Source organism: Chryseoglobus sp. 28M-23 (assembly GCF_014789785.1).
Taxonomy (GTDB): domain Bacteria; phylum Actinomycetota; class Actinomycetes; order Actinomycetales; family Microbacteriaceae; genus Microcella; species Microcella indica.
On record NZ_CP061846.1, the window covers coordinates 751237 to 772828 of the forward strand.

16 protein-coding genes are annotated in these 21592 nt (G+C 70.9%); 6 read left to right on the plus strand and 10 right to left on the minus strand.

From position 1 onward, the window contains the following. The first annotated feature begins 9 nt into the window (after window positions 1–9). Window positions 10–666, plus strand: a complete 657-nt coding sequence (locus IE160_RS03715; protein ID WP_179873391.1) for a YflT domain-containing protein — start codon at window positions 10–12, stop codon at window positions 664–666. Between the two features lie 16 nt (window positions 667–682). Here IE160_RS03715 and IE160_RS03720 read toward each other — a convergent pair whose 3' ends face one another. The 4 genes from IE160_RS03720 to IE160_RS03735 form a co-directional block, all read right to left on the minus strand. Beyond that, window positions 683–2125, minus strand: a complete 1443-nt coding sequence (locus IE160_RS03720; protein WP_191151695.1) for an HNH endonuclease signature motif containing protein — start codon at window positions 2123–2125, stop codon at window positions 683–685. A 109-nt stretch (window positions 2126–2234) separates the two neighbouring features. Then, the gene (locus IE160_RS03725) at window positions 2235–3785 is read right to left on the minus strand and encodes an aminopeptidase P family protein (protein WP_191151696.1); all 1551 of its coding nucleotides are present in this window, start codon (window positions 3783–3785) and stop codon (window positions 2235–2237) included. 95 nt (window positions 3786–3880) lie between these two features. After that, window positions 3881–4900, minus strand: a complete 1020-nt coding sequence (locus IE160_RS03730) for an endonuclease/exonuclease/phosphatase family protein (RefSeq protein ID WP_191151697.1) — start codon at window positions 4898–4900, stop codon at window positions 3881–3883. A 579-nt stretch (window positions 4901–5479) separates the two neighbouring features. Further along, window positions 5480–6379 (minus strand): hypothetical protein, encoded by a 900-nt coding sequence (locus IE160_RS03735; RefSeq protein WP_191151698.1) that lies wholly within the window; start codon window positions 6377–6379, stop codon window positions 5480–5482. A 587-nt stretch (window positions 6380–6966) separates the two neighbouring features. Here IE160_RS03735 and IE160_RS03740 point away from each other — a divergent pair. Continuing rightward, window positions 6967–7818, plus strand: a complete 852-nt coding sequence (locus tag IE160_RS03740) for a PHP domain-containing protein (protein WP_191151699.1) — start codon at window positions 6967–6969, stop codon at window positions 7816–7818. Between the two features lie 137 nt (window positions 7819–7955). Here IE160_RS03740 and IE160_RS03745 read toward each other — a convergent pair whose 3' ends face one another. Further along, window positions 7956–9506, minus strand: coding sequence for a DHA2 family efflux MFS transporter permease subunit (locus tag IE160_RS03745; RefSeq protein ID WP_224744556.1), 1551 nt, complete (start codon window positions 9504–9506; stop codon window positions 7956–7958). Between the two features lie 12 nt (window positions 9507–9518). Beyond that, a complete protein-coding gene (locus IE160_RS03750; protein ID WP_191151700.1) occupies window positions 9519–11015 on the minus strand; it encodes a DEAD/DEAH box helicase in 1497 nt (498 codons plus the stop codon). A gap of 89 nt (window positions 11016–11104) precedes the next feature. Between IE160_RS03750 and IE160_RS03755 the strand changes: the two genes are divergently transcribed. Both IE160_RS03755 and IE160_RS03760 read left to right on the plus strand, forming a co-directional pair. Next, the gene (locus tag IE160_RS03755) at window positions 11105–11821 is read left to right on the plus strand and encodes a ferritin-like fold-containing protein (RefSeq protein WP_191151701.1); all 717 of its coding nucleotides are present in this window, start codon (window positions 11105–11107) and stop codon (window positions 11819–11821) included. Continuing rightward, window positions 11821–12135 (plus strand): hypothetical protein, encoded by a 315-nt coding sequence (locus IE160_RS03760; RefSeq protein ID WP_191151702.1) that lies wholly within the window; start codon window positions 11821–11823, stop codon window positions 12133–12135. The genes IE160_RS03755 and IE160_RS03760 overlap by 1 nt, the downstream gene beginning before the upstream one ends. Window positions 12136–12191: 56 nt before the next feature. Here the strand turns inward: IE160_RS03760 and IE160_RS03765 are convergent, their stop codons facing one another. Further along, complete coding sequence (locus IE160_RS03765) at window positions 12192–12491, minus strand: hypothetical protein (protein WP_191151703.1); 300 nt, start codon at window positions 12489–12491, stop codon at window positions 12192–12194. 9 nt (window positions 12492–12500) lie between these two features. After that, on the minus strand, window positions 12501–12725 hold the full coding sequence (locus IE160_RS03770) for a DUF3107 domain-containing protein (protein ID WP_191151704.1): 225 nt from the start codon (window positions 12723–12725) through the stop codon (window positions 12501–12503). Between the two features lie 104 nt (window positions 12726–12829). Between IE160_RS03770 and IE160_RS03775 the strand changes: the two genes are divergently transcribed. Then, complete coding sequence (locus IE160_RS03775; RefSeq protein ID WP_191151705.1) at window positions 12830–16156, plus strand: UrvD/REP family ATP-dependent DNA helicase; 3327 nt, start codon at window positions 12830–12832, stop codon at window positions 16154–16156. Then, window positions 16153–19497, plus strand: a complete 3345-nt coding sequence (locus IE160_RS03780; protein WP_191151706.1) for an ATP-dependent DNA helicase — start codon at window positions 16153–16155, stop codon at window positions 19495–19497. The genes IE160_RS03775 and IE160_RS03780 overlap by 4 nt, the downstream gene beginning before the upstream one ends. Before the next feature lie 16 nt (window positions 19498–19513). Here IE160_RS03780 and IE160_RS03785 read toward each other — a convergent pair whose 3' ends face one another. Together IE160_RS03785 and IE160_RS03790 are read right to left on the minus strand one after the other, a co-directional pair. Further along, window positions 19514–20494: a gamma-glutamylcyclotransferase family protein gene (locus IE160_RS03785; protein WP_191151707.1), complete on the minus strand. Its 981-nt coding sequence runs from the start codon at window positions 20492–20494 to the stop codon at window positions 19514–19516. A gap of 19 nt (window positions 20495–20513) precedes the next feature. Next, window positions 20514–21566: a phosphotransferase gene (locus IE160_RS03790; RefSeq protein ID WP_191151708.1), complete on the minus strand. Its 1053-nt coding sequence runs from the start codon at window positions 21564–21566 to the stop codon at window positions 20514–20516. Between the last annotated feature and the right edge of the window lie 26 nt (window positions 21567–21592).

Consider the following 21592-nt stretch of genomic DNA (forward strand, 5'->3'; position numbering starts at 1 on the left):
AATGGTCTGGTGAGCAACCAGAGTCCTTTCAGTCGTCGCAGTGCCGCGCCGTTGAGCGTGCCGCGAGGGGACGTGCTCGGCAGCTACGACACGTACCCGGAAGCGCAGAGCGTCGTGAACCGTCTCGCGAAGGCGGAGTTCCCCGTGAAGGGTCTCGCGATCGTCGGTCACGACCTGAAGACGGTGGAGCGGATCGGGGGGCGCCTGAGCTACGGGCGCGCGGCACTGTCGGGTGCGTTGAGCGGTATCTGGTTCGGCCTGTTCTTCGGTCTGCTGCTCTTCCTGTTCTCGCCGGAGCCGGAGTTCTCGTTCATTCTCGCGGCGGTGTTCATCGGTGCGGGTTTCGGAATGCTCCTGGGTCTCGTGTCGTACGCGTTCGCGCGTCGTCGGCGTGACTTCGCATCGCAGCAGCAGGTGCTGGCGTCGTCGTACCAGGTGATCATCGACCCGATGCAGACGGCACGGGCGCGCACGGTGCTCGCGGGCGGCAACCCGGATGCGCCGATCTCGCTCACGGAGTCCCCGCGCGGTCAGCACGCCTCGCCGCCTCCCTCTGTTTCGACTCCCTCGGCCTCGAGCCCGGCTGACGCTCCTTCTGACGCTCCTGCCGACGCCCCGCCCTCCGATTCGGGCCCGGTCGACGCGCCCGCCGAGAAGCGCGACTAGCACTCGCGCGCGCAGCTCAGCCTGCGAGGGCGCGCTGCCATTCTCGACCCCTACTGAGCATGGGGCGTGGTCTCTGCTGTGGGTCGACGGTCGCGGGCGGCACGAGTTCGTACTCCGGTGACGGCCCCACTCTGGTGATGCGCCACCCGTGGTCGTGCAGCAGCAGGTGGTGGTGTCGGCAGAGCAGGATTCCGACGTCGACGTCGGTGCGGCCGCGATCACGCTCCCACTCATTGATGTGGTGCGCTTCGCACCCGCTCGGCGGGCGTTCACACCCGGGCCAACGGCATCCGCCGTCGCGGGCCGCGAGGGCGACGCGCTGGCGGGCGGTGAAGAGGCGCTGAGACCGGCCGACATCGAGCGGCTGACCGGTCGAGCCGATGAGGATCGGGGTCTGCACGCCTCCGCACAGCAGCCGATGCACGGTTGGGAGCGCGACGACGGTGCCTTCGGGGCTGCCCGTCGCCGGTTCGATGGACCCTGATCCTTCTCCCCGCGCGAGGTCAGCGGCGGTGACGAGCACGCGTACCTGCGGTGCGCCGGTGCCGAGGATCATGCTCGAGTCGGCGTCGGCTCCTGCGGCGAGCAGGTGCACGAGGGCATCTGACGCGTACTGCTCGGGCGTGCGCTCATCCTCGGCGATGCGTGAGGCCTTCGCAGCGTCAGCATCGTCGCCCGCGCCGACCGTCTCGACGAAGTGCACGCCACGTCGCTTCGGGGAGGTCGCTCGTTCGACAAGCTCACGAACCTGTGCGGCGGATTCCGGGTCGAGCATCCACGTCGCACGCGTCATGCCGTCTGGCAGCGTCCACAGTCGGAATGACCGCGCATCTCTCTGTGCGCGCTCGCGATCGACGAGTGCCGCCGTATCGAGCTCCTCGCGCGCGTGGCGAGCAAGCCGCAGCAGTCTGTCGACGTCGAGGTGCGCAGCCGCCTCCACGACCCGGGCGACGGCCGACCGAAGTGCGTCCGGCGCCACCGACTCATCGATGCCGTCGAAGACGGCACGAATCACGTCGAGCGCGCCGATGCTGATGCTGCCCGTGCGCACCGCCTGCAGTGCCGCGGTCAAGTAGGGGGCAACCATCGGCAGGTCGTCAGAGCCGGCCTCGCGCCCCGCACTGGTGTCGGGCGCTACGAGCATCCGACCCGTGTTGACTGCTGCAACAGCGTCGCGCCGGGACTCCCCGGTCGTGACACGCACGAGCTCTTCGACCGTGCGGTGCCCCGACCTCTGGGCAAGACCGTCGTGCGCGAGTTCTGGGCGCGAGCGCCGGGCCAGTTCCCCCGCGAAGAGTGCGGTTCGGGCATCCAGCAATCGGTGTGCCTGTGCGCCGAGCTGCGTGATTGCGAGCAGATCGTCGTCCCCGAGCGCGCGCAGTGCGGTCGCGTCGAGCGGCACGCGCTCGAGCGCCGCCACGAGGGCGGTCAGGTGCTCGAGGGGTGCGGGGTAGGTCATGCATCCATGCTCCCATCGAACATACGTTCGAACAAGAGGTATGAGGAAATCTTGGGATAACTCGCGTAGAGCGCGGCCTGTGGAGGAGAGGATGCACCCTCAGCGCGATCTACCGGCGCCCAGCAACCTCGCGCATCCACGCCTCGACCTCATCCGCCGTGCGCGGAATCCCCGCCGACAGACTCTCGACCCCATCAGCCGTCACAACCACGTCATCCTCGATGCGCACACCTATCCCACGAAGCTCAGACGGCACCGTCAGATCGTCCGGCTGAAAATACAGCCCCGGCTCGATCGTGAACACCATGCCCTCCTCGAGCACGCCGTCGAGGTACAGATCGCGCCGCGCCTGCGCGCAGTCGTGCACGTCGATGCCGAGGTGGTGGGAGGTGCCGTGCACCATGTACCGCCGGTGGTAGCCGCCCTCGGGCGAGAGCGACTCCTCCGCGCTCACGGGCAGCAGTCCCCATTCGGCGGTGACGCGCGCGATGACGCGCATGGCCTCGGCATGAACATCCTTGAACCGGATGCCCGGCCGCACGATCTCGAACGCCGCGTCGGCCGCCTCGCGCACCGCCTCGTACACCCGCCGCTGCACCTCGGTGAATTCACCCGAGACGGGCAGGGTGCGGGTTATGTCGGCCGTGTAGTAACTGTCGAGCTCGACGCCCGCGTCGATGAGGATGAGGTCGCCCGGCACGACGGGCCCGTCGTTGCGTGTCCAGTGCAGGATGCACGCGTGCGGCCCGCTCGCGGCGATCGTGTCGTAGCCGACCGTGTTGCCGTCGGCTCGCGCGCGTCGGTTGAAGGTGCCTTCGACGAGGCGCTCGCCGCGGGGGTGCGCCACGATCTGCGGCAGGTCGGCGATGATGTCGTCGAATCCGACCTGGGTCGCCTCGACGGCACGGCGCATCTCCGCGAGCTCGAACGAGTCTTTGACGAGGCGCAGCTCGCTGAGGTCGCGCGCGAGCTCGTCGTCGCGCGCCGTGTCGACCTCGGCCGTGCCGGGCTCGGCGCCGGCGTGCAGGATGCGCGCAGCATCCAGTCGGTCGGTCAGCGACGGCTCTGCCTCGCGCACGATGAGGGTCTCGGGGCCGTCAGCGTCGAGGGCGTCCCACACGGCGTCGAGCGCGCTCAGCGGCCGAGCGTCGAGCCCGAGGTCGGTCGCGACGTCGTCGACCGACGGCCGTGGCCCCGTCCAGAACTCGCCGACGGCGGGGTTGGCGTAGAACTCGTCGGAGTCGCGCCCGGCCGCCTCGCGGAAGTACAGCACAGCCTCGTGCCCCTCGGCCCCGTCGGCGTGGGGCTCGAGCACGAGGACGCTGCCCGGCACGGCGTCGCTGCCCCACCCGGTGAGGTGCGCGAAGGCGCTGTGCGCGCGGTACGGGTAGTCGGTGTCGTTGGAGCGCTGGCGGGCGTCGCCGGCGGGCACGAGCAGCCGCACGCCTGTGTACAGACCGCTGAGGCGAGCGCGTCGTGCCGCGGCAAAGGGCGCCTGCTCGCGCGGCCCGCCGATGCCGGTCGCGCGCTCCGCCCACCCGGTCGAGATGTACTGCTGAAAGGCGTCGGAGCGCGGCGTCGTCGACCGGTTCTCGGTCGCGCGCGGCGGCGCTTCGGTGGTCTCGGTCTCGCTGGCTGCGCTGAGTTCGGTGTCGGCCATGCGCCCATTCTGGCACCGGATGCTCAGGGCCGGCCCGGAGCATCCACCCAGTTGTTCCGCCCTTCTGCGACGGTCGCCCGCCGCAGAGCCGCGCCTCAGAGAATGAGCCGCGCGACGATCGGCCGGTGGTCGCTGCCCGTGCCGTCCTCGGTGGTGATGACGCGGAAGCCGGTGACGGTGATGTCGTCGGTGACCATGATGTGGTCGATGGGCGCGCCGAGGATCGCCGGGAGGCGGGTGGGCCACGTGCCGACGGCGCCGTTGCCTGTGAGGAGGCCCGCGTCGAGGCAGTCGCCGAGGCCGAGGCGCAGTGCCCCGCCGGAGTCGCCGCCGATGGCGCGGAAGTGGTCGGCGGTCGCGTTGAGGTCGCCGGCCAGGATGGTCTGCTCGCCGCGGCAGATGCCGCCCACCCAGTCGAGGTCGGCGCGCCAGTTGGCGAGCTGGCTGGGCAGCGGAGCCACCGGGTGCACGCCGATGATGGTGGGGCCGTCGTGCCCGTCGGGGCGCAGCACCATGCTCGGCAGCACGGTCGTGTTGCCGACGCTGTCGTCGACCACGTACTCGCCGATCGCGGCGGAGACGAGGACGGTCGTCGAGCGCGCTTTGGCGATGTAGTCGAAGGCGAACGAGTACACCCACATGGGTCGGCCGGCAGCACGCAGGCCTTCGGCGACCTCGACCCCCGTCTCCTGACTGGTTTCGGGCAGCACGATGATGTCGGCCTGCTCGTCGAGGGCGAGCTGCGTGATGCGGTCGGTGCCGGGGGCGTCGCCGAGGGTGTTCCAGCTGAGCACGGAGAGTTCTGCGGGTGCCCGGGTCGGGAACGACTCGTTTCCGAACCCGCGCGTCGACAGCACGGCGACGTTTACTCCCGCAAAGACGATCGCGATCAGGGCGAGGGAGGCGAGGAAGCGCCGCGCCGCGGGCCACAGCATCGCCACGAGGGCGAGCGTGAGGGCTCCGAGAATCGCGAGCGCGGCGCTGAGCGCCCGAATCGATACGAGTTGAGCGACGACGGGCGCCTCCGACAACCCGAACAGGGCGGGCCACGCGATGACGAGCAGCGCGGCACCCACACCGAGCAGCACGGCGGCGGAAACAACTCGGCGGATCATTGTTCCGCGAGCCTATCCCGGCGATCTGGCTAAGGTCCTGTCAACCGGCGGGTTTGCGCAGACGTCACGCGAACTGGGATCCAGCTGCTGTAATTGGCGGCGAATGTCGTGGGCGCCGCTCGGGGCAATTGGGTTGACCCGGTCGGGGCGGAGGCGCGTTTTCGTCTCCGCCCCAACCAGATTCCTCACACTCGGGGCTTGAGGATTAGTGCGCCGACCGCGAGCAATAAGGAAGCAGCAACTAAGAGTTGCCAACTGCTGGTGAGTATCACACCGACTATCGCGGCTATCACCACGATGAGAGCCGCCGCGAGCACCAGGGTGGCCCGCAGTCCCGGCCGAGTGTTTCCTGAGCCGGACAGGTTTCGGTGCGACCAGAAGAATCCTGCGTAGGCGATCGCAGAAACCGCTGCAAACGACCCATTCGCGAGTGACGGGTCGATGGTGCGGTACTCCAACAGCGCAACCATCAGTGCGCCGATCGCGCACAAAGCCGCTGTCAGGCTGAGGAGCCGTGCTGAGTAGCTTGACCGTCGCCTAGGGTTCACAGTGGGGTCCACCTCTTGATCACCCCTCTCGCTAGTAGCAGTTGCCGCCCGGGCCATAAATGACCGGGTGCATTGTCGCTGTGGGACTGTAGATCATGGCCCTAATGCCCAAGCACTTTCCCTGGTCATAGGCGTCTGCAGCCGTGCCTTGAATCCACAGTGCCATCCCGGCGATTGCTGCGGCGCAGATCGCGGCCGGCCAACCTGCAGCAGGCAACAGGGGGGCGCATATTCCCGCCGTGAGGGTGCCGAGCCCACCGTAGAAGCCGATCTGGCGAGTCTCCCATCGGTTCATTTCTACCGTGCAGAACAGCCAGTCGCAGGCGAGCGCGGGATCGGCGACAACGGGGTAAGACTCCTTGCCTGTGAGCGCAACTTCTTGCACAAGAGTTGATCCATCGATCTCGTAGTGTGTCTGGACGGGCTTTCCTTGTGCATCGAGCGCCCATGCAGGCGAAATTATGTTCTCGAGGTTCCCGGCCTCGTCGGAGATTGTCACCCAACCGCCATCAAGAGACTTCAAGGTCGCGGGCTGTCCGTCAATGGTGATCGTGAATCGGTGAATGGCATCGCTCGTTGGTTCTTCGAGAACCACGTATGCCGATCCGGGTGTGCCCTTTCCACGCGTCAATACGTACGAGTGTGACTTGTTGGTGGCGACTACGGTGGTGTCGCGCTCGACACTCGTTCGAATTGTGCCGCGGTCTACTGCGGGTTCGATCCCAACTAGGCGGCCTGACGGAGAGCGAACCTCAAGAACGCTGCTGCGTCCGGGCTTCAAGGCGGAATTTGCGAGGTTAGCGCCCACGATCTCATCTACCGCTTCGAGTGCTCGAAGAGCGGCCGCATCGTCGGCCATCGCGGGTGTGGCTCCGACTCCGGAAAGCATTGCCGCCAAGGCCAGTGCGGCCAATGTCTTGATCTTTTTCACATTAGCTCCGTTCACTCGAAGGTATTGACCATTGATCAGGTCACCTACACCCAGGCAAACAGATATAGAACGATATGTCTACCCTCGGCCGCTGCGCCTTCGTCGGTCGACGGTCTCTAGCTCGCATCGGGATGGTCCTACTGTCCAAAAGTCCTCGTGAGGTCCGCGGCGGCCTGATGATCGACGAAGCGACAAGAAGTGGAATGGCATGAGGCATAGTCTGATCGAGGCGAAACCGTGGACAGGAGATGATGGAGAATTTCCGTTCATCGCACCGTCCGTGAGCCTCTCTGCCGCATGAAGCTTTCCGGCGTGGGTGATTCTGACTATGTGCATGGGGACGCCAGGGCGCCGACAGCCGCTCGTGACTTCGGCGTCGTTGCCGTTGGGGCTTTCCCCAGGTCGTTTCCGTCACAGCGTCGTTTCAGCCTGAATGGACGAGCGAAGGCGCCAACACGATTGCCCTGACGTACGGCTGTTTGCCTTAGTTCTCGTCGCCGAAACTCCCGGATTGATTGCTGAGACACCATGTGCGACAGCAGTTGTAGTCAAGGATTGGTACACCCGCGCCACCTACGATTAACCCCATGCCCCGCGGCCCCATCGACCTGCACACGCACAGCAGCGTCAGTGACGGCACCGAGACCCCCACGCAGCTCATCCGCGCCGCGCTCGAGGCGGGCCTCGACACAGTCGCGATCACCGACCACGACTCGACGGCCGGGTGGGATGAGGCGCTGACCGCGGCCCAGGGCACGGGCATCCAGATCATTCGGGGCATGGAGCTCAGCACGCGCTACGAGTGGCGCAGCGTGCACGTGCTCGGCTACCTCTTCGACCCCAACGACGGCGAGCTCGTCGCCGAGACGGCCCACATCCGCGCCGACCGTCTCGGCCGGGCCGAGCGCATGGTCACCAACATCGCGCGCGACTACGACGTCAGCTGGGATGACGTGCTCGCGCAGAGCGGAGGCGACAGCATCGGCCGCCCCCACATCGCCGACGCGCTCGTGGCGCGTGGCATCGTGCGCACCCGCAGCGAGGCCTTCGCGTCGATCCTGCACTTCACGGGCGGCTACTACCTGCCGCACGAGGCGCCGACGGTGCTCGACGGGGTGCGCATGATCACCGAGGGCGGAGGAGCCGCGGTGCTCGCCCACCCGGCGACGCGCGGGCGCGAGGCGGTCGTCGACGACCGCGGCATGGCGGCGCTCGTCGAGGCGGGGCTCGTGGGGCTCGAGGTCGGTCACCGTGAGAACACGCCCGACGGCCGCGCCCGCCTGCTCGAGCTCGCCGCCCAGTTCGACCTCGTCGTCACCGGGTCGAGCGACTACCACGGCGAGGGCAAGCCCAACCGCCTCGCCGAGAACACGACCGAGCCCGAGGCACTCGAGCGCCTCATCGCGCGCACGAGCGGCGTGCGGCCCGTGCGCGCCTAGGGCGGGCGCGAGGCGAGTCACGCCGATTGTGACAAGACACGCGAAACGTTCGGCGTGGAGTGTCACGAACGGCGTGACGGGGTGCGCTCGAGCGGCAACGCGCACAAGTGGTGTCGCGCGCCACCGAGCCAGAGCCCCTAGCTCGTCGGCTCGGCCTCCGTGTGCAGCGGCGTCTGCGCTGCGATCTGACCGGTGGCCGTCGGCGGCTCGGCAGGGATGACCCGGCGCACGAGCAGGACGACCGGCAGCACGAGCGTCGCGATGATCGCGCCGACCATGAAGGCGAGCTGGATGCCCGGCACCGAGACCTCGCTCGCCACGCTGCCCGGCCCGCCGGCGGCGGCCGCGACCGAGATGAAGAGCGCGATGCCCGCGGCCCCGGAGACCTGCTGAATGGTGCCGACAATGGCCGAGCCGTAGGAGTTGAGCTCGGGGCGAATAGCGGAGAGCCCGTTCGTGAGAAGCGGCGTGAACAGCAGCGCGAGGCCCATGCTGAGCCCGATGTGCGCGGCGGTGATGAGCCACAGCGGCGTCGTGGCCGAGAGGAACGTCATGCCCCACATGGCGACGGCGAGCAGGATCGCTCCGCTCAGGGCGAGGCCGCGCGGCCCGACCGCGTCGTAGCGGCGCCCGATGAGCGGCGCGATGAGCCCCTGCAGCAGCGCTCCCGGCAGGATGAGCAGGCCCGAGACGAGCGGGCTCAGGCCGAGCACCTGCTGCACGTAGAGGGGGATGAGGATGATCGCCCCGAACAGCGCCATCGACGCGACCGACACGGTGATGATCGAGAGGGTGAACTGCCGCGCCTGGAAGGTGCGCAGGTCGAGCAGGGCACGCTCCCCGCGGCGCTGCAGGACGAGCTGGCGCCAGACGAACAGCGCGAGACCGAGCATCCCGATAGCGATCGCGATGATCGCGGTCGTCGTCGCCTCGCTGATCGCTGATGCTCCCGCCTCGCCGCCCGCGCCGCCGCTCTGCCCGGCCTCGCCGAGCAGGCTCAGCCCGTAGACGAAGCCGCCGAACCCGATCGCCGAGAGCGGCACCGAGAGCAGGTCGAGGCGGCCCGGCTGCGGCTCGCCCACGTTGACGACGCGCAGTGCGCCGAGCGCGAGGGCGCCGAGCGCGATGGGCAGCATGACGATGAACAGCCAGCGCCACCCGAGCGAGTCGAGGATGAGACCAGACACCGACGGCCCGAGCGCGGGCGCGACGGCGATGACGATCGAGATGCGCCCCACGATGCGGCCGCGGATCTGCGGCGGCACAAGCGCGAACACGGTGGTGAACAGCAGCGGCATCATGATGGCCGTGCCGCTCGCCTGCACGATGCGCGACACGAGCAGCATCTCGAAACCGAGGGAGAGCGCGCCGAGCAGCGTGCCGAGGCTGAACAGGCTCATCGCGACGATGAACATGGGGCGCGTCTGGAAGCGCTGCAGCAGGAACCCCGTGATGGGAATGATGACCGCGAGGGTCAGCATGAACGCCGTCGTCAGCCACTGCGCCATCGCCGCCGTCACGCCGAGGTCGTCGATGAGCTCGGGGATCGCGACGCCGAACAGCGTCTCGTTCAAGATCACCACGAAGGCGGAGACGAGCAGGAGCGAGATGACGAGGCTGTGCCGGGCATCCATCGTCGTCGGCGACGAAGCGGATGCTGCGGCGGGCGCGGAAGGAGAGGTGGTCACCGCGAGGCCAACCTACGAGCTGGCTGCGGCATTCCCGCCCGAGCCCTGCCCACCAGCACCCTGCCCACCGGAGCCGCCGCCACTGCGACGCCGACGACGCCGACGCGGTGCGCCGCCCTCGCCTGATCCGGATGCTGCGCCAGCGCCCTGCGACGACTCACTGTCACGGCCACCGCCCAAGCGCTGCCCGCCGCCCTGACCGCCAGAACCCTGACCGCCCGAACCCTGGCCGCCCGAACGACCGCCGCCGCCAGACCCGCCAGACCCGCCACGACCGCGCTCACGCGGCGGCCGCGAGGCCTCGCGCTCGACGCGCGGGATGGGCGTCGCCTTGAGGCGGCCCTTTGAGCCCTCGGGAATGTCGAGGTCGGCATAGAGGTGCGGCGACGACGAGTACGTCTCGACCGGGTCGGGCTGGCCCATGTCGAGGGCGCGGTTGATGAGCGCCCACTTGTGCATGTCGGCCCAGTCGACGAACGTCACGGCGATGCCGGTCTTGCCCGCGCGGCCGGTGCGGCCCACGCGGTGCAGGTAGGCGTCGTGGTCGTCGGGCACCGTGTGGTTGATGACGTGCGTCACGTCGTTGACGTCGATGCCGCGCGCGGCGACATCCGTGGCGATGAGGATGTCCTTCTTGCCGGCCTTGAAGGCGGCCATGGAGCGCTCGCGCGCCTCCTGCGTCATGTCGCCGTGCACGGCACCGGCGCTGAAGCCACGGTCGTTGAGCTCTTCGACGATCTTCGCCGCGGCGCGCTTGGTGCGCGTGAAGACGACGGTCTTGCCGCGCCCCTCGGACTGCAGGATGCGGCCGATGACCTCATCCTTGTCGAGCGCGTGCGCCCGGTAGACGATGTGCTTGATGTTCGACTGCCACAGGCCCTCGTCGGGGTCGGTCGCGCGAATATGAATCGGCCGCGTCATGAAGCGGCGCGCCAAGGCTACGATGGGGCCCGGCATGGTGGCCGAGAACAGCATGGTGTGGCGCGTGGGCTTGGTCTGCGCGAAGAGTTTCTCGATGTCGCCGAGGAAGCCCAGGTCGAGCATCTTGTCGGCCTCGTCGAGCACCATGACCTGCACGTCGGCGAGCGACAGCAGCCGCTGGCTCGCGAGGTCGAGCAGGCGGCCTGGAGTGCCGACGACGATCTGCGCGCCCGCCTTGATCTGCTCGATCTGGCCCTCGTAGGCCTTGCCGCCGTAGATGGAGACGATCTTGACGTCGCGGTTGGCGGAGGCGAGCTCGAGGTCTTGCGTCACCTGCACGCACAGCTCGCGCGTGGGCACGACGACGAGCGCCTTGACGCCCGGCTCGGGGTGCAGGCCGAGGTGCTGGATGAGCGGAAGCCCGAAACCGAAGGTCTTGCCTGTACCGGTCTTGGCCTGGCCGATGATGTCCTGCCCGCTGAGCGCGAGGGGGATCGTCTGGGTCTGGATGGGGAAGGGCTCGATGATGCCCTTGCTTGCGAGGGCTTCGACCATGTCGGTCTCGATGCCCAGGTCGGAGAAAGTCACGTGGGTGTATCGCCTGTCTATATAGATGAGTGGCACCAGTTTAGCCGCCACGAGGCCGGGCGGTCGCGGGCATCGCTTAGGCTGAGCGGGTGGCACCGTGGTTTCGACGTTCCCGCCCGCGCGCTGAGGCTCCTTCCCTCACCCCGCGGGACGCCGCTGTCGCCGCCCTGCGCGTCGATCTGGCCGAGCTCACCCCGCCCGTCGAGCACTTCCTCGGTCAATGCGCCGCACTGCATATGACGTTCTTCGAGGCGCTCAGCCACGCGACCGCGAACGCGCCGCGCATCGCCGACAAGGACGCGCTGGCGCGCGTGTGCGACATCTCGCTGCGCCGCTACCTGGCTCTCGTCGCCGAGCTCGAGCGGCACAAGCTCGACCGCACCGACGTCATGGAGCCGCACCTGCTGGGCGTGGAGGAGTTCGAGCGGCGTACGCAGGGCGCCGACTGGCATGAGCAGGTCGCGAGCGCGCACGTCACGATCGGCTTCCTCACCGACTTCTGGATGCGCCTCGCCGGCGGTCTGCCGAGCCCCACGCGGGAGGCGGTGCAGGCGGCCTTGAGCGAGGGAGACCTGCAGTCGCCGATGCACCGCATCATCGAGGGTCAGATCGCCGCGAACCCGCGGTTGTCGTCGCGGCTCGCGCTGTGGTGCCGCCGCCTCGTCGGCGACACGATGCTGCAGGCCCGCTCGGCTCTCGTCTTCCACGGCGACCACGCCCGCGAGGAGGCGCAGATCGAGCCGGTCTTCACCGAGCTCATCGCCGCGCACACGCGCCGCATGGACCGCTTGGGGCTGACCGCCTGATGGCGGAGCCGTACGGACCTCGGCCGCAGATGCCCGAGACGGAGCTCGGGCGTCGCTCGGGCATCCTCGCGATCGTCGCGATCGCGGCGGGCGCGATCATCCCGTTCCTCGCCCCGGTTCTGGTGGCGCCCCTGGGGACGGTGGGCGCGATCATCTACGTGACGCTCAACGCTGCCGCGACGATCGCGCTCGTCGTGGCCGCCGTGATGGGCTGGATCGCGATCGCGGTGCGCAAGGACCGCTCGATCGTGCTGCTCGTCGTGACGATCATCGCCACGGTGCTCGGCGTGCTGTCGCTGCCTGCCCTGTTCTAGCGGCCGGACCTGTTCTCGCGCGGCGACCCGTTCGCGCGGTGCCGCCGCCCGTGCTGCTACGCGGCGGTGGGCTTCATGAGCCGCTCGAGCAGCTCGGCGTCGGCGTTCTCGCGGCGCTTCGGCAGCGCGAGCGCGACGGCGAGGGAGGCGAGCGGGCCGAGCACGAGCGCGATGACCCAGATCCAGCCGCCGTCGAAGGTCAGCCCGAGCCACACGCAGATCGCCCACACGGCGGCCGTCGCGGCCGCGCCGACGGCGGGCACGAGGAGGGCGCCGTGCGTCTGCCGCCCGGGGACGAGGTAGCGCACGCCGAGCGAGATCGACGCGCCGATGACGGTGACGAAGAGCAGCTCCACGGTGCGCTCCTAGCCGACGAAGCCGACGCGGCGGGCGGAGTCTGAGCCGATCTCGACGTAGCCGATCGCGCTCGTCGGCACGAGGTAGTGCTTGCCCTTGTCGTCGGTCAGCTGGAGGAGGGGCGCGCCCTTCTCGATCGCCGCGGTCACGGCCTTCTGGATGTCGGCGGCGGGCTGCGACGACTCGAACGAGAGCTCGCGGGGGCTGTTGAGAATTCCGATGCGAATGTCCACGTCCGTCAGCGTACCTTTTCGCTCTGCCGGCGGCGGCCGCGTTCACTGTGGGCGCAGTGCGGACCGCGCCCGACGGTGTCCGACCCCGCCAGTAGCGTGGAGCCATGACCGCCCTCGATGCCGCGCCCCCCGCGCAGCTCGCGCATCCGGTCTCGCTGGACGCCTCGCAGGAGGCGGTACTGGATGCCCGGCGCGGGCCCGGCGCTGTCGTGCTCGGGGCGCCCGGCACGGGCAAGACGGCGACCGTCGTGGAGCTCGTCTCCCGCGCGATCGAGGTCGACGGCCTCGACCCGCAGCGCGTGCTCGTGCTGACGCCGTCACGGCGCAGCGCGACGGCGCTGCGCGACCGCCTCGCCCTGCGCCTCGCGGGCCCCGCCTCGGTGCTGCCGGGCCCGCTCGCGCGCTCGATCGCCTCGTACGCGTTCGGCGTCGTGCAGGCGGATGCTCGACTCACGGGCACACCGGAGCCGCGGCTGCTCAGCGGTGCCGATCAAGACTCCGACATCGCCGAGCTGCTCGACCGCAGCGCGCTCGAGGCCGTGCTGGGCGAGGTCGCGTCGCCCGGGCCCGCGTGGCCCGAGCACCTGGGGCCGGAGGTGCGGCAGCTCACGGCCTTCCGCACCGAGCTGCGCGACGTGCTCGCCCGGCTGTCGGAGCACGGCTGGAGCACCGACGACCTGCGGGCGGCGGCGGCACGGCTCGATCGGCCGGAGTGGGCCGCGGTCGCCGACTTCGCCGACGAGTACCGCGACAGCCTCGGCGGGGCGCGACTCGGGCAGCAGGACCCGGCGGAGCTCGTGCGGGCCGCCGTCGGTCTGCTCGCCGACCCGCACCCGGCGGCGCCCGAGGCGCCGTCGCTCGTCATCCTCGACGACGCCCACGACGCGACCCCGAGCGGCTTCGACCTGCTCGCGGCGCTCGCCGCTCGCGGTGCGACCGTCATCGCGCTCGGCGATCCGGACGTCGCGACCAACACCTTCCGCGGGGCCGAGCCGGAATCCCTCACGCGACTCGCGGGCCTTCCCACCCTCGTGCTGGAGACGGCGCACCGGCAGAGCCCCACGCTGCGCGCCCTTACGGCGCAGCTCACGAGCCGCATCGGCGCGGCGGCGGCCGGTGCGCAGCGTCGCGCACGGCCGGGGCACAGCGTCGGGCCCAGCGGTGACGAGCACAGCGGCGCGGAGGCCGAGGCGCCCGAGCTCGGCGGCCCCCTGCTCGCGCTCACCGCCTCGAGCCCCGCGCGCGAGCGCACCCTCATCGCCGACGTGCTGCGCGAGCGCCACCTCATCGACGGGGTGCCGTGGTCGCGCATGGCCGTCATCGTGCGCAGCGGCGCTCTCGTACCGCCGCTCGTGCGCGCCCTCGCCCTCGCCGAGGTGCCCGTGCGCAGCACCGCTCCCGGGCGACCGCTGCGCGAGCATCCGGCTGCCCGCGCCCTCATCCGCCACGTCGACCTCGGGGTCGGGCGTGCGCCGCTCACGGCGGAGGCCGCGACCGAGCTGCTGCTCGGGCCGCTCGGCGGCCTCGACCGCGTCGACCTGCGCCGACTGCGACGCGCACTGCGCGCGGAGGAGCTCGCCGGCGACGGCGCGCGCACGGCCGACGAGCTGCTCGTCGACGCGCTCTCGGCGCCCGATCGGCTCGCGACCATCGATCACCGGGTCGCACGCCGCGCCGCCAGACTCGCTCGCACGCTCGCCCGCATCGCCGAGCGGCATGCGGAGGGCGCGACCGTCGACGAGCTGCTCTGGATCGCGTGGGACGACGCGCGCGTCGTCGAGCGCTGGCAGCGTGACGCCGTCGCGGGCGGCACGACCGGGGGCGAGGCCGATCGTGCGCTCGACGCCGTCGTCGCCGTCTTCACGACGGCGACCGTCATCGTCGACACGGTGCCCGAGGCGACCGTCGAGACGTTCCTCACCCGCGTGCTCGACAGCGACGTCGCCGACGACCTCCTCGCACCCGCCCGCACGACCGAGGCGGTACTCGTCACGTCCCCCTCCGCGGCGGCCGGCCTCGAGGTCGACGTCGTCGTCGTCGCGAACGTGCTCGACGGGGTGTGGCCCGATCTGCGCCTGCGCGGCAGCCTCCTGCACGCGCCCCTGCTCAGCCGCGTCGCGCGCGGCCTGCCCACGGGCGACCTCGACGAGCGGCGTCTCGTGCTCGAGGACGAGCTGCGCATGTTCTCCCTGGCGATCTCCCGCGCTCGCCGCCAGGTGGTCGTCACCGCGAGCGCGGGAGAGGACGAGCAGCCGAGCGCCCTGCACGAGATCGTGGCCGAACGCGAGCGTGCACTGAGGGAGGGCGACACCGGCAGGTCCGGCACGGCCGGTGCGGCGCCCCCGCGCCGCGAGGGGGCACCGTACGCGGCGCCGCCGCACCGCGTCATCCGCGCCCGCTCGTTGCGCCGCACCGTCGGCCAGTTGCGCCGTGTGCTCACCGACCCCCGCGAGAGCCACGACCGGCGGGCGGAGGCCGCGACGGCGCTCGCGCGCCTCGCCGCCGAGCGCGTGCCCGGGGCCGACCCGGACGAGTGGTGGGGCCTGCTCGACGTCTCCACCGAGGCGCCGCTGTTCGTCGAGGAGGAGACCGTCGGGCTCTCGCCGAGCAAGATCGAGAGCATCGAGCGCTCGCCCCTCGACTGGTTCCTCGACACGATCGCGCCGGGCGAGAGCACCCCCGCGATGGGCATCGGCACGATCGTGCACTGGGCTCTCGAATCACTCAGCGCCGAGGTTCTCGACCCCGCTGCCCCGCCCGCAGTGGGCGTCGAGGAGGTGTGGGCGGCGATCGAGGCGCGGTGGAGCGAGCTGAGCTTCGAATCGCCGTGGCTCGCCGAGCAGCAGCGCCGCCTCGCGCGCCGCTACGCCGTCGGTCTCGCCGATTACCTGCGGGATGCCGCTGGCGACGGCCGCGCGGCCGTCGCCGCCGAGCAGCGCTTCACCGTGCAGGTCGACCGCGTGCAGGTGCGCGGCATCGTCGACCGCATGGAGGTCGGCGCCGACGGCGCGTTGCGCATCATCGACCTCAAGACGGGCCGGCCCGAGACGAACGCCGCCAAGGTCGCCGCGAACGCTCAGCTGGGTGCGTACCAGCTCGCCTTCGCGGACGGCGCCTTCGACGACGCGCTCGAGGAGGCGCTGCGGCCCCTGCGCGACCGCGGGGCGCTCGACCCCGCGGCACCCGTGACCGCGGGCGGAGCCGTGCTGCTCTACGTGCGCGAGGGCAAGGGCGACCAGTCCTACCGCGAAGCCGTGCAGGCCGTGCTCGACGACGAGGCGCTCGAGGCGTTCCGCGAGCGGTTGCGCCTCGCCCTCGCGGCCATCACCGTCGATCAGCTCGCGGGGCCCCGCACGGTCGGGCGCTACGACTACGGGTCTCTCGCGCACCGCGTGCACCGCGTGCCGCCCGTCACGGGGGACGACTCGTGAGCGGCGCGCGCGCCACGATCAGCGGTGGTTCCCTCAGTGCAGATGCGATCGCCGACGCGCTCGGCATCTACCGGCCCACCGACGAGCAGCGCGCCGTCATCGAGGCACCGCTCGGCCCGGCTCTCGTCGTCGCGGGGGCCGGCTCGGGCAAGACCGAGACCATGGCCGCGCGGGTGCTGTGGCTCGTCGCCAACGGCCACGTCGCACCCGAGGGCGTACTGGGGCTCACCTTCACCCGCAAGGCGGCGGGGGAGCTCGCCGCGCGCATCCGCTCCCGCCTCATCGCCCTCGGCGCGAGCGGTCTGCTGCCGCCCGGCCCCGACGGCGGCCCCCTCGTGGATGCCTTCACGCAGCCGACCGTGTCGACCTACAACTCCTTCGCCTCGAGCCTGTACCGCGACCACGCGGTACTCATCGGCCGCGACCCCGACGGCGTCGTGCTCGGCGAGGCGGGCGCGTGGCAGCTCGCACGCGACATCGTCGCCTCCGCGACGGATGCCCGGCTCGCCGACCTCGACCTCTCCGTCGACTCCGCGACCGAGGCCGTGCTGCGCCTCGCCCACGGCCTCGCTGAGCACCACGCGACCGTCGACGACCTGCGGGCCCTCATCGTCGAGCTCGTGCGCATGCGCGACCTGCCGAGCCCCGACCGGCATGCGCGCGCCGACGTCGACCGACTCGCGACGACCCTCGAGGCGACCCTGCCGCTCAGCGACCTCGTCGAGCGTTTCGAGCTGGCCAAGCAGCGCGAGGGATACGTGGCGTTCTCCGACCAGGTGACGCTCGCCCTGCAGATCGTGCGCGCTCACACCGAGGTCGCGGCGGGCATCCGCGCGCGGTACCGCGTCGTCCTGCTCGACGAGTACCAGGACACCAACGTCGCGCAGACCTGGCTGCTCGCCGAGCTGTTCGGGGGCACCCCGGTCATGGCCGTGGGCGACCCGCACCAGTCGATCTACGGCTGGCGCGGCGCGAGCGCGGCGGGGCTCGACGACTTCGCGACGCGGTTCCGCGGTGCTGCCGCCGAGGGTGGTGCGGGGGAGCCGGTCGCTCGCTACTCATTGAGCGTGAGCTGGCGCAACGGCGAGCGCATCCTCGACGTCGCCAACGCGCTCGTGGAGCCCCTCACGACGCCGGGCAGCGTCGCCGTCGCGCGACTCGAGAGCGGTCCGAGCGCGAGCGCGCACGCCGTCGAGACAGTCTTCGAGGAGCAGCTGCACGAGGAGGCCGCCGCCGTCGCGGCATGGCTCGCCCAGCGTCTGGGAGAGCCCGTCGCGGGAGCCGCGCCTGGCGCGACCGACGATCACGGCCGGCCGCTGCGCCCGAGCGCCGCGCTCCTGATGCGCAACCGCACGACCCAGCCCGTGTTTCTCGCCGCCCTGCGGGAGGCGGGGGTGCCGTTCCACGTACTCGGCATCGGCGGTCTGCTCGAGGAGCCCGAGATCAGCGACCTCGTGTGCGCCCTCGCCGTGCTGCACGACCCGAGCGCGGGCACCGAGCTCGTGCGCCTGCTCGCGGGCCCGCGCTGGCGCATCGGCGTCGCCGACCTGCACGCGCTCTCCCGTGTCGCGAGCTGGCTGCGCGACCGCGACCTCGCCCAGCGCCCCCTCGCCCCCGAGGTCATCGAGGCGCTGCGGGCCTCCGTCGCCGCGGGCGACGGCGTCTCGCTCGTCGACGCACTCGACTTCGTCGCCACCGCGCGCGAGGACCACGGGCAGCTGCGCCGCTTCAGCGCAGCCGGCCTCGCCCGGCTGCGCGAGGCCGGCCGGGTACTCGCCACCCTGCGCGGGCGCAGCTCGCTCGCGCTGCCGGACCTCGTCGTCGCGGTCGAGCACGAGCTGCAGCTCGACATCGAGGTCGCCGCGAACCCGTACCGCGTGCTCGGGGACGCTCCCCGCACTGCCTTCCTCGACGCCCTCGACAGCTACCTCAGCCTTGCCGACCACGCGACGCTCGGGGGCTTCCTCTCCTGGCTGCGGGAGGCCGAGTGGCGCGACAACCTCTCGCCGCGCTCCGAAGACCCCGAGCCCGGCACCGTGCAGGTACTCACCATCCACGGCGCGAAAGGGCTCGAGTGGGATCACGTCGCCGTGCCGCGCTGCGTCGACGGCGAGCTTCCCGCGCGCCCGCGCGACGGCACGAAGGGCTGGCTGAGCCTCGGCGTGCTTCCCTACGAGCTGCGGGGCGACGCCGCCGAGCTGCCGCAGCTCGCCTGGCGGGGCGCCGCCGACCGCAAAGAGCTGCTCGACGCGGTGAAGGACTTCCAGTCGGAGGTCGCCGCTCACCACGAGCGGGAGGAGCGACGGCTCGCCTACGTCGCCGTCACGCGCGCGCGGCACCGCCTGCTGCTGAGCGGATCGTGGTGGGCGAGCCAGACCCAGCCGCGCGGGCCGAGCAGCTTCTTCCGTCCCCTCGCCGAGCGGAGCATCCTGCCCCCGTGGCCCGAGCAGAGCGAGCATGAGGAGAACCCCCGCCCGCCGGAGGACGACACCGCCGCGTGGTGGCCAGGCGACCCGCTCGGTCGGCGACGCGGCGAGCTCGAGGCGGCCGCGCAGCGCGTGCGCGCCGTCGACGCGAGCCGGTACGAGGATGCCCGCGCTCGACCCGGCACCGACCCCTACGGCTGGCACGCCGACGTCGACCTGCTGCTCGCCGAGCGCGACGAGCGCCGCCGCCGCGCCGACCTCGTGCCCGTGCCCCTGCGCGTGCCCGCCTCGGCGTTCAAGGACTTCGTCGGCGACCCCGCCGGCTCGGCCGAGCGGCTGCGCCGCCCCGTACCGCAACGCCCCTACCGTCAGACGCGGCTCGGCACGGTCTTCCACCGCTGGGTCGAGCAGCGCTACGGCCTCGCCGCGCTGCCCGACACCGTCGACGGCCTGGCCCTGCCCTTCGGGGGAGAGAGCGACGACGGGCCGGGGGAGGACGTCGACGAGGCCGCGATCGCCGCACTGCAGCGCACCTTCGAGAGCTCGCCGTGGGCCACCCGCCAACCGCTCGACGTGGAGCGCGAGCTGCACGTGCCCTTCGCGGGGCGCATCCTCGTCTGCAAGATCGACGCCGTCTACGCGACGACGCTGCCCGACGGGCGCGAGGGTGTCGAGATCGTCGACTGGAAGACCGGGCGCGCTCCCCGCGACGACGACGACCGCCGCGCGAAGGAGCTGCAGCTGGCCCTCTACCGGCTCGCCTACGCCCGCTGGAGCAGGCGACCTCTCGACGACGTCAGTGCCGCGTTCTACTTCGTCGCCGACGACGCCGTGCTGCGGCCGGAGACACTGCCAGACGAGGCCGAGCTCGCCGCGCTGTGGGCCGCCGCGCTCACTCCGCCGCGAAGCCCGTGATCGGCCGCGTCGCCGCTCACCGGAAGAGCGAGGTCTGACCGATTCGCTGGCGAAGCGATTCCGGCATGCTGTCACTGTGCGGTGGGCGCGGGGGCAGGGCTTTTCCCGTCTCGCTGACGAAGTCGAGCCAGTCGGCGTGAGCAATCGTCGCACTGTTCTCGGGGATCGCGTCCTCGGTGATGAGGTACACCCAGAAGTCGAGCTCGTGGCGCGCGTCCCACATCGACCGCCGCACGAACCGTGACCCGGCATCATTGCCCGGCGCGTACTCTTCCAACCAGTCGAGAATGTCGAAGACGAGGCGCTCCTCCGCGACAGGAACGCAGTAGATCTCGATCGCGTGCTCCCGTTGTCCGTCTGGCGTGTAACCGGGGCAGGTCGGAAGGTCCCACAGCGTTCCCGTGATCGTGGACGCGGCGAAGAACGACAACCGCGAGTCGAGCCCGAGCTGCTCCTGCCGTGTCGTACCGCTCAGGAGGGTGCCGTAGACCGCGACGTGCTCGTGGTCCTTGTGCGTCGCGCGCACCGTCTCGGCGAGAAGCTCGAAGCCACGTCGGCAGACGTACCGCCGGAGCGGGCCGTACTTCGGCTCATTGAGCAGAGAGAGCCAGTACGAGAAGAACGTGTCGCGATCTCGAGTCCTCAACTCTCCCTGCTTCTCGAGATACAGGAGCTGCTCGAGGAAGTTCATGAAGTAGTCGAAGTGAGCCTTGTTGACGACGTGAGTCGGATCGATGCGCACATCGCGGTCGACGACCCGAAGCTGCAGGATCGGGGCGAGATCGGCCTCGAAACGGTGCTCGATCAGCTGCCGCGCGGTGAGCAGGTGGGGGTCGGTGTAGAACGACTTGAACTGCTCGACCGCCCACCGGGTCGCGACGCTGCGTCGGGCGCGTCCGAAGGAGAAGAGCGCCCAGAACCCGGCGACGATGAGCGCGAAAGGCGTGATCGCCTGACCCACGATGGTGACGGTGTCGACGACCTCAGCGGTGCTCACGGCATTCTCCGTTCTCCAGCTACGGCGAACTCGGGTGCCGCGGGCCCGACCAGCCCGGTTCGGCGTGCGAATCCCCCGACGGTGGGCCGGGCGGGGTCGACTCGCTGAGCTCGATCGCATCGGTGAGCGTCGCGCTGCGCGACGGCTCGGGGGTCAGCGGGTTCATGACGTCGCCCTGCACGCGGTCGAGCAGAGCGCCGAGCATCTCCACGGCGTCGTCGACGATCTCTGTCGAGCGCTGCTCGGTGCCGTGCAGCAGCCAGCGCGCCACCTCGAGCTCGGCGGCGAACACGGCACGGCGGCCGACCTGGCGGTCGTGCATCCCGCGCGCCTGGTGGTAGGCATCGAGGCCGCTCTCGGCGACGACCGGGTCGCTCGCCCCGAGCAGCCAGAACAGGTCGCGTGCCGGGTCGCCGACCTGCAGGTGCGACCAGCCGAGCACGCCCGTGACGGTCTCGCCGACGGCGAGGAACGAGGATGCCCCCAGCGAGCCGTTGATGACGGCCGGGGTGAACTGCCACAGGGTGGAGTCCTCCGCTGCCGCCTCCCAGCGGGCGAGCAGCGCCGCCGGCACGAGCCCGGTCGCCGCGGCGCGGTCCATCGTGACGACGGCGTCGCGCACGACGTCGGTCGGGCGGCGCTGCGGCAGCCCCACGTCGGCGACGACGCTCGTCGGCAGGCCGTGGATCGCCGCGATGGCGTGGCCGATCGACGCGGCGATGCCGGGAGTAATGGCCTCGAGCGAGAGCGGTGTGCCGGCCACGAACTCGGAGACGAGGGCGCGGGTGCCGTCGACGGGAGCCTGGCCGAGCATCCGGGGCACCGCGAACGGGAGGCGAGACCGCACGCCGTCGCTCAGCGCGCGCAGCGCGACGAGGTCGGCCGACTGCTCGTTCTCGGCAGCCGGTGTGCGCGGAACGCGGATGACGAGCGAGCGCCCGTCGCGCGTCGACAGCAGTGCCGAGTCGACGTCGCCGCGCCCGTGCGAACCGAGCGCGGCCGCCCCCGCGACCTCGAGGCCGGGCACGGCGGCGGTCGCGAGCGCGGCTAGAGTGAGGGGCGAACGGGCCATACCGACAGAGTAAGTCGAGGCGCGTG

Bases quoted from the DNA above. Each gene is read 5' to 3' on its own strand.
- IE160_RS03720 (WP_191151695.1), bottom strand. From the start codon at position 2,125: ATGACCTACCCCGCACCCCTCGAGCACCTGACCGCCCTCGTGGCGGCG.
- IE160_RS03725 (WP_191151696.1), bottom strand. From the start codon at position 3,785: ATGGCCGACACCGAACTCAGCGCAGCCAGCGAGACCGAGACCACCGAA.
- IE160_RS03730 (WP_191151697.1), bottom strand. From the start codon at position 4,900: ATGATCCGCCGAGTTGTTTCCGCCGCCGTGCTGCTCGGTGTGGGTGCC.
- IE160_RS03740 (WP_191151699.1), top strand. From the start codon at position 6,967: ATGCCCCGCGGCCCCATCGACCTGCACACGCACAGCAGCGTCAGTGAC.
- IE160_RS03760 (WP_191151702.1), top strand. From the start codon at position 11,821: ATGGCGGAGCCGTACGGACCTCGGCCGCAGATGCCCGAGACGGAGCTC.
- IE160_RS03775 (WP_191151705.1), top strand. From the start codon at position 12,830: ATGACCGCCCTCGATGCCGCGCCCCCCGCGCAGCTCGCGCATCCGGTC.
- IE160_RS03790 (WP_191151708.1), bottom strand. From the start codon at position 21,566: ATGGCCCGTTCGCCCCTCACTCTAGCCGCGCTCGCGACCGCCGCCGTG.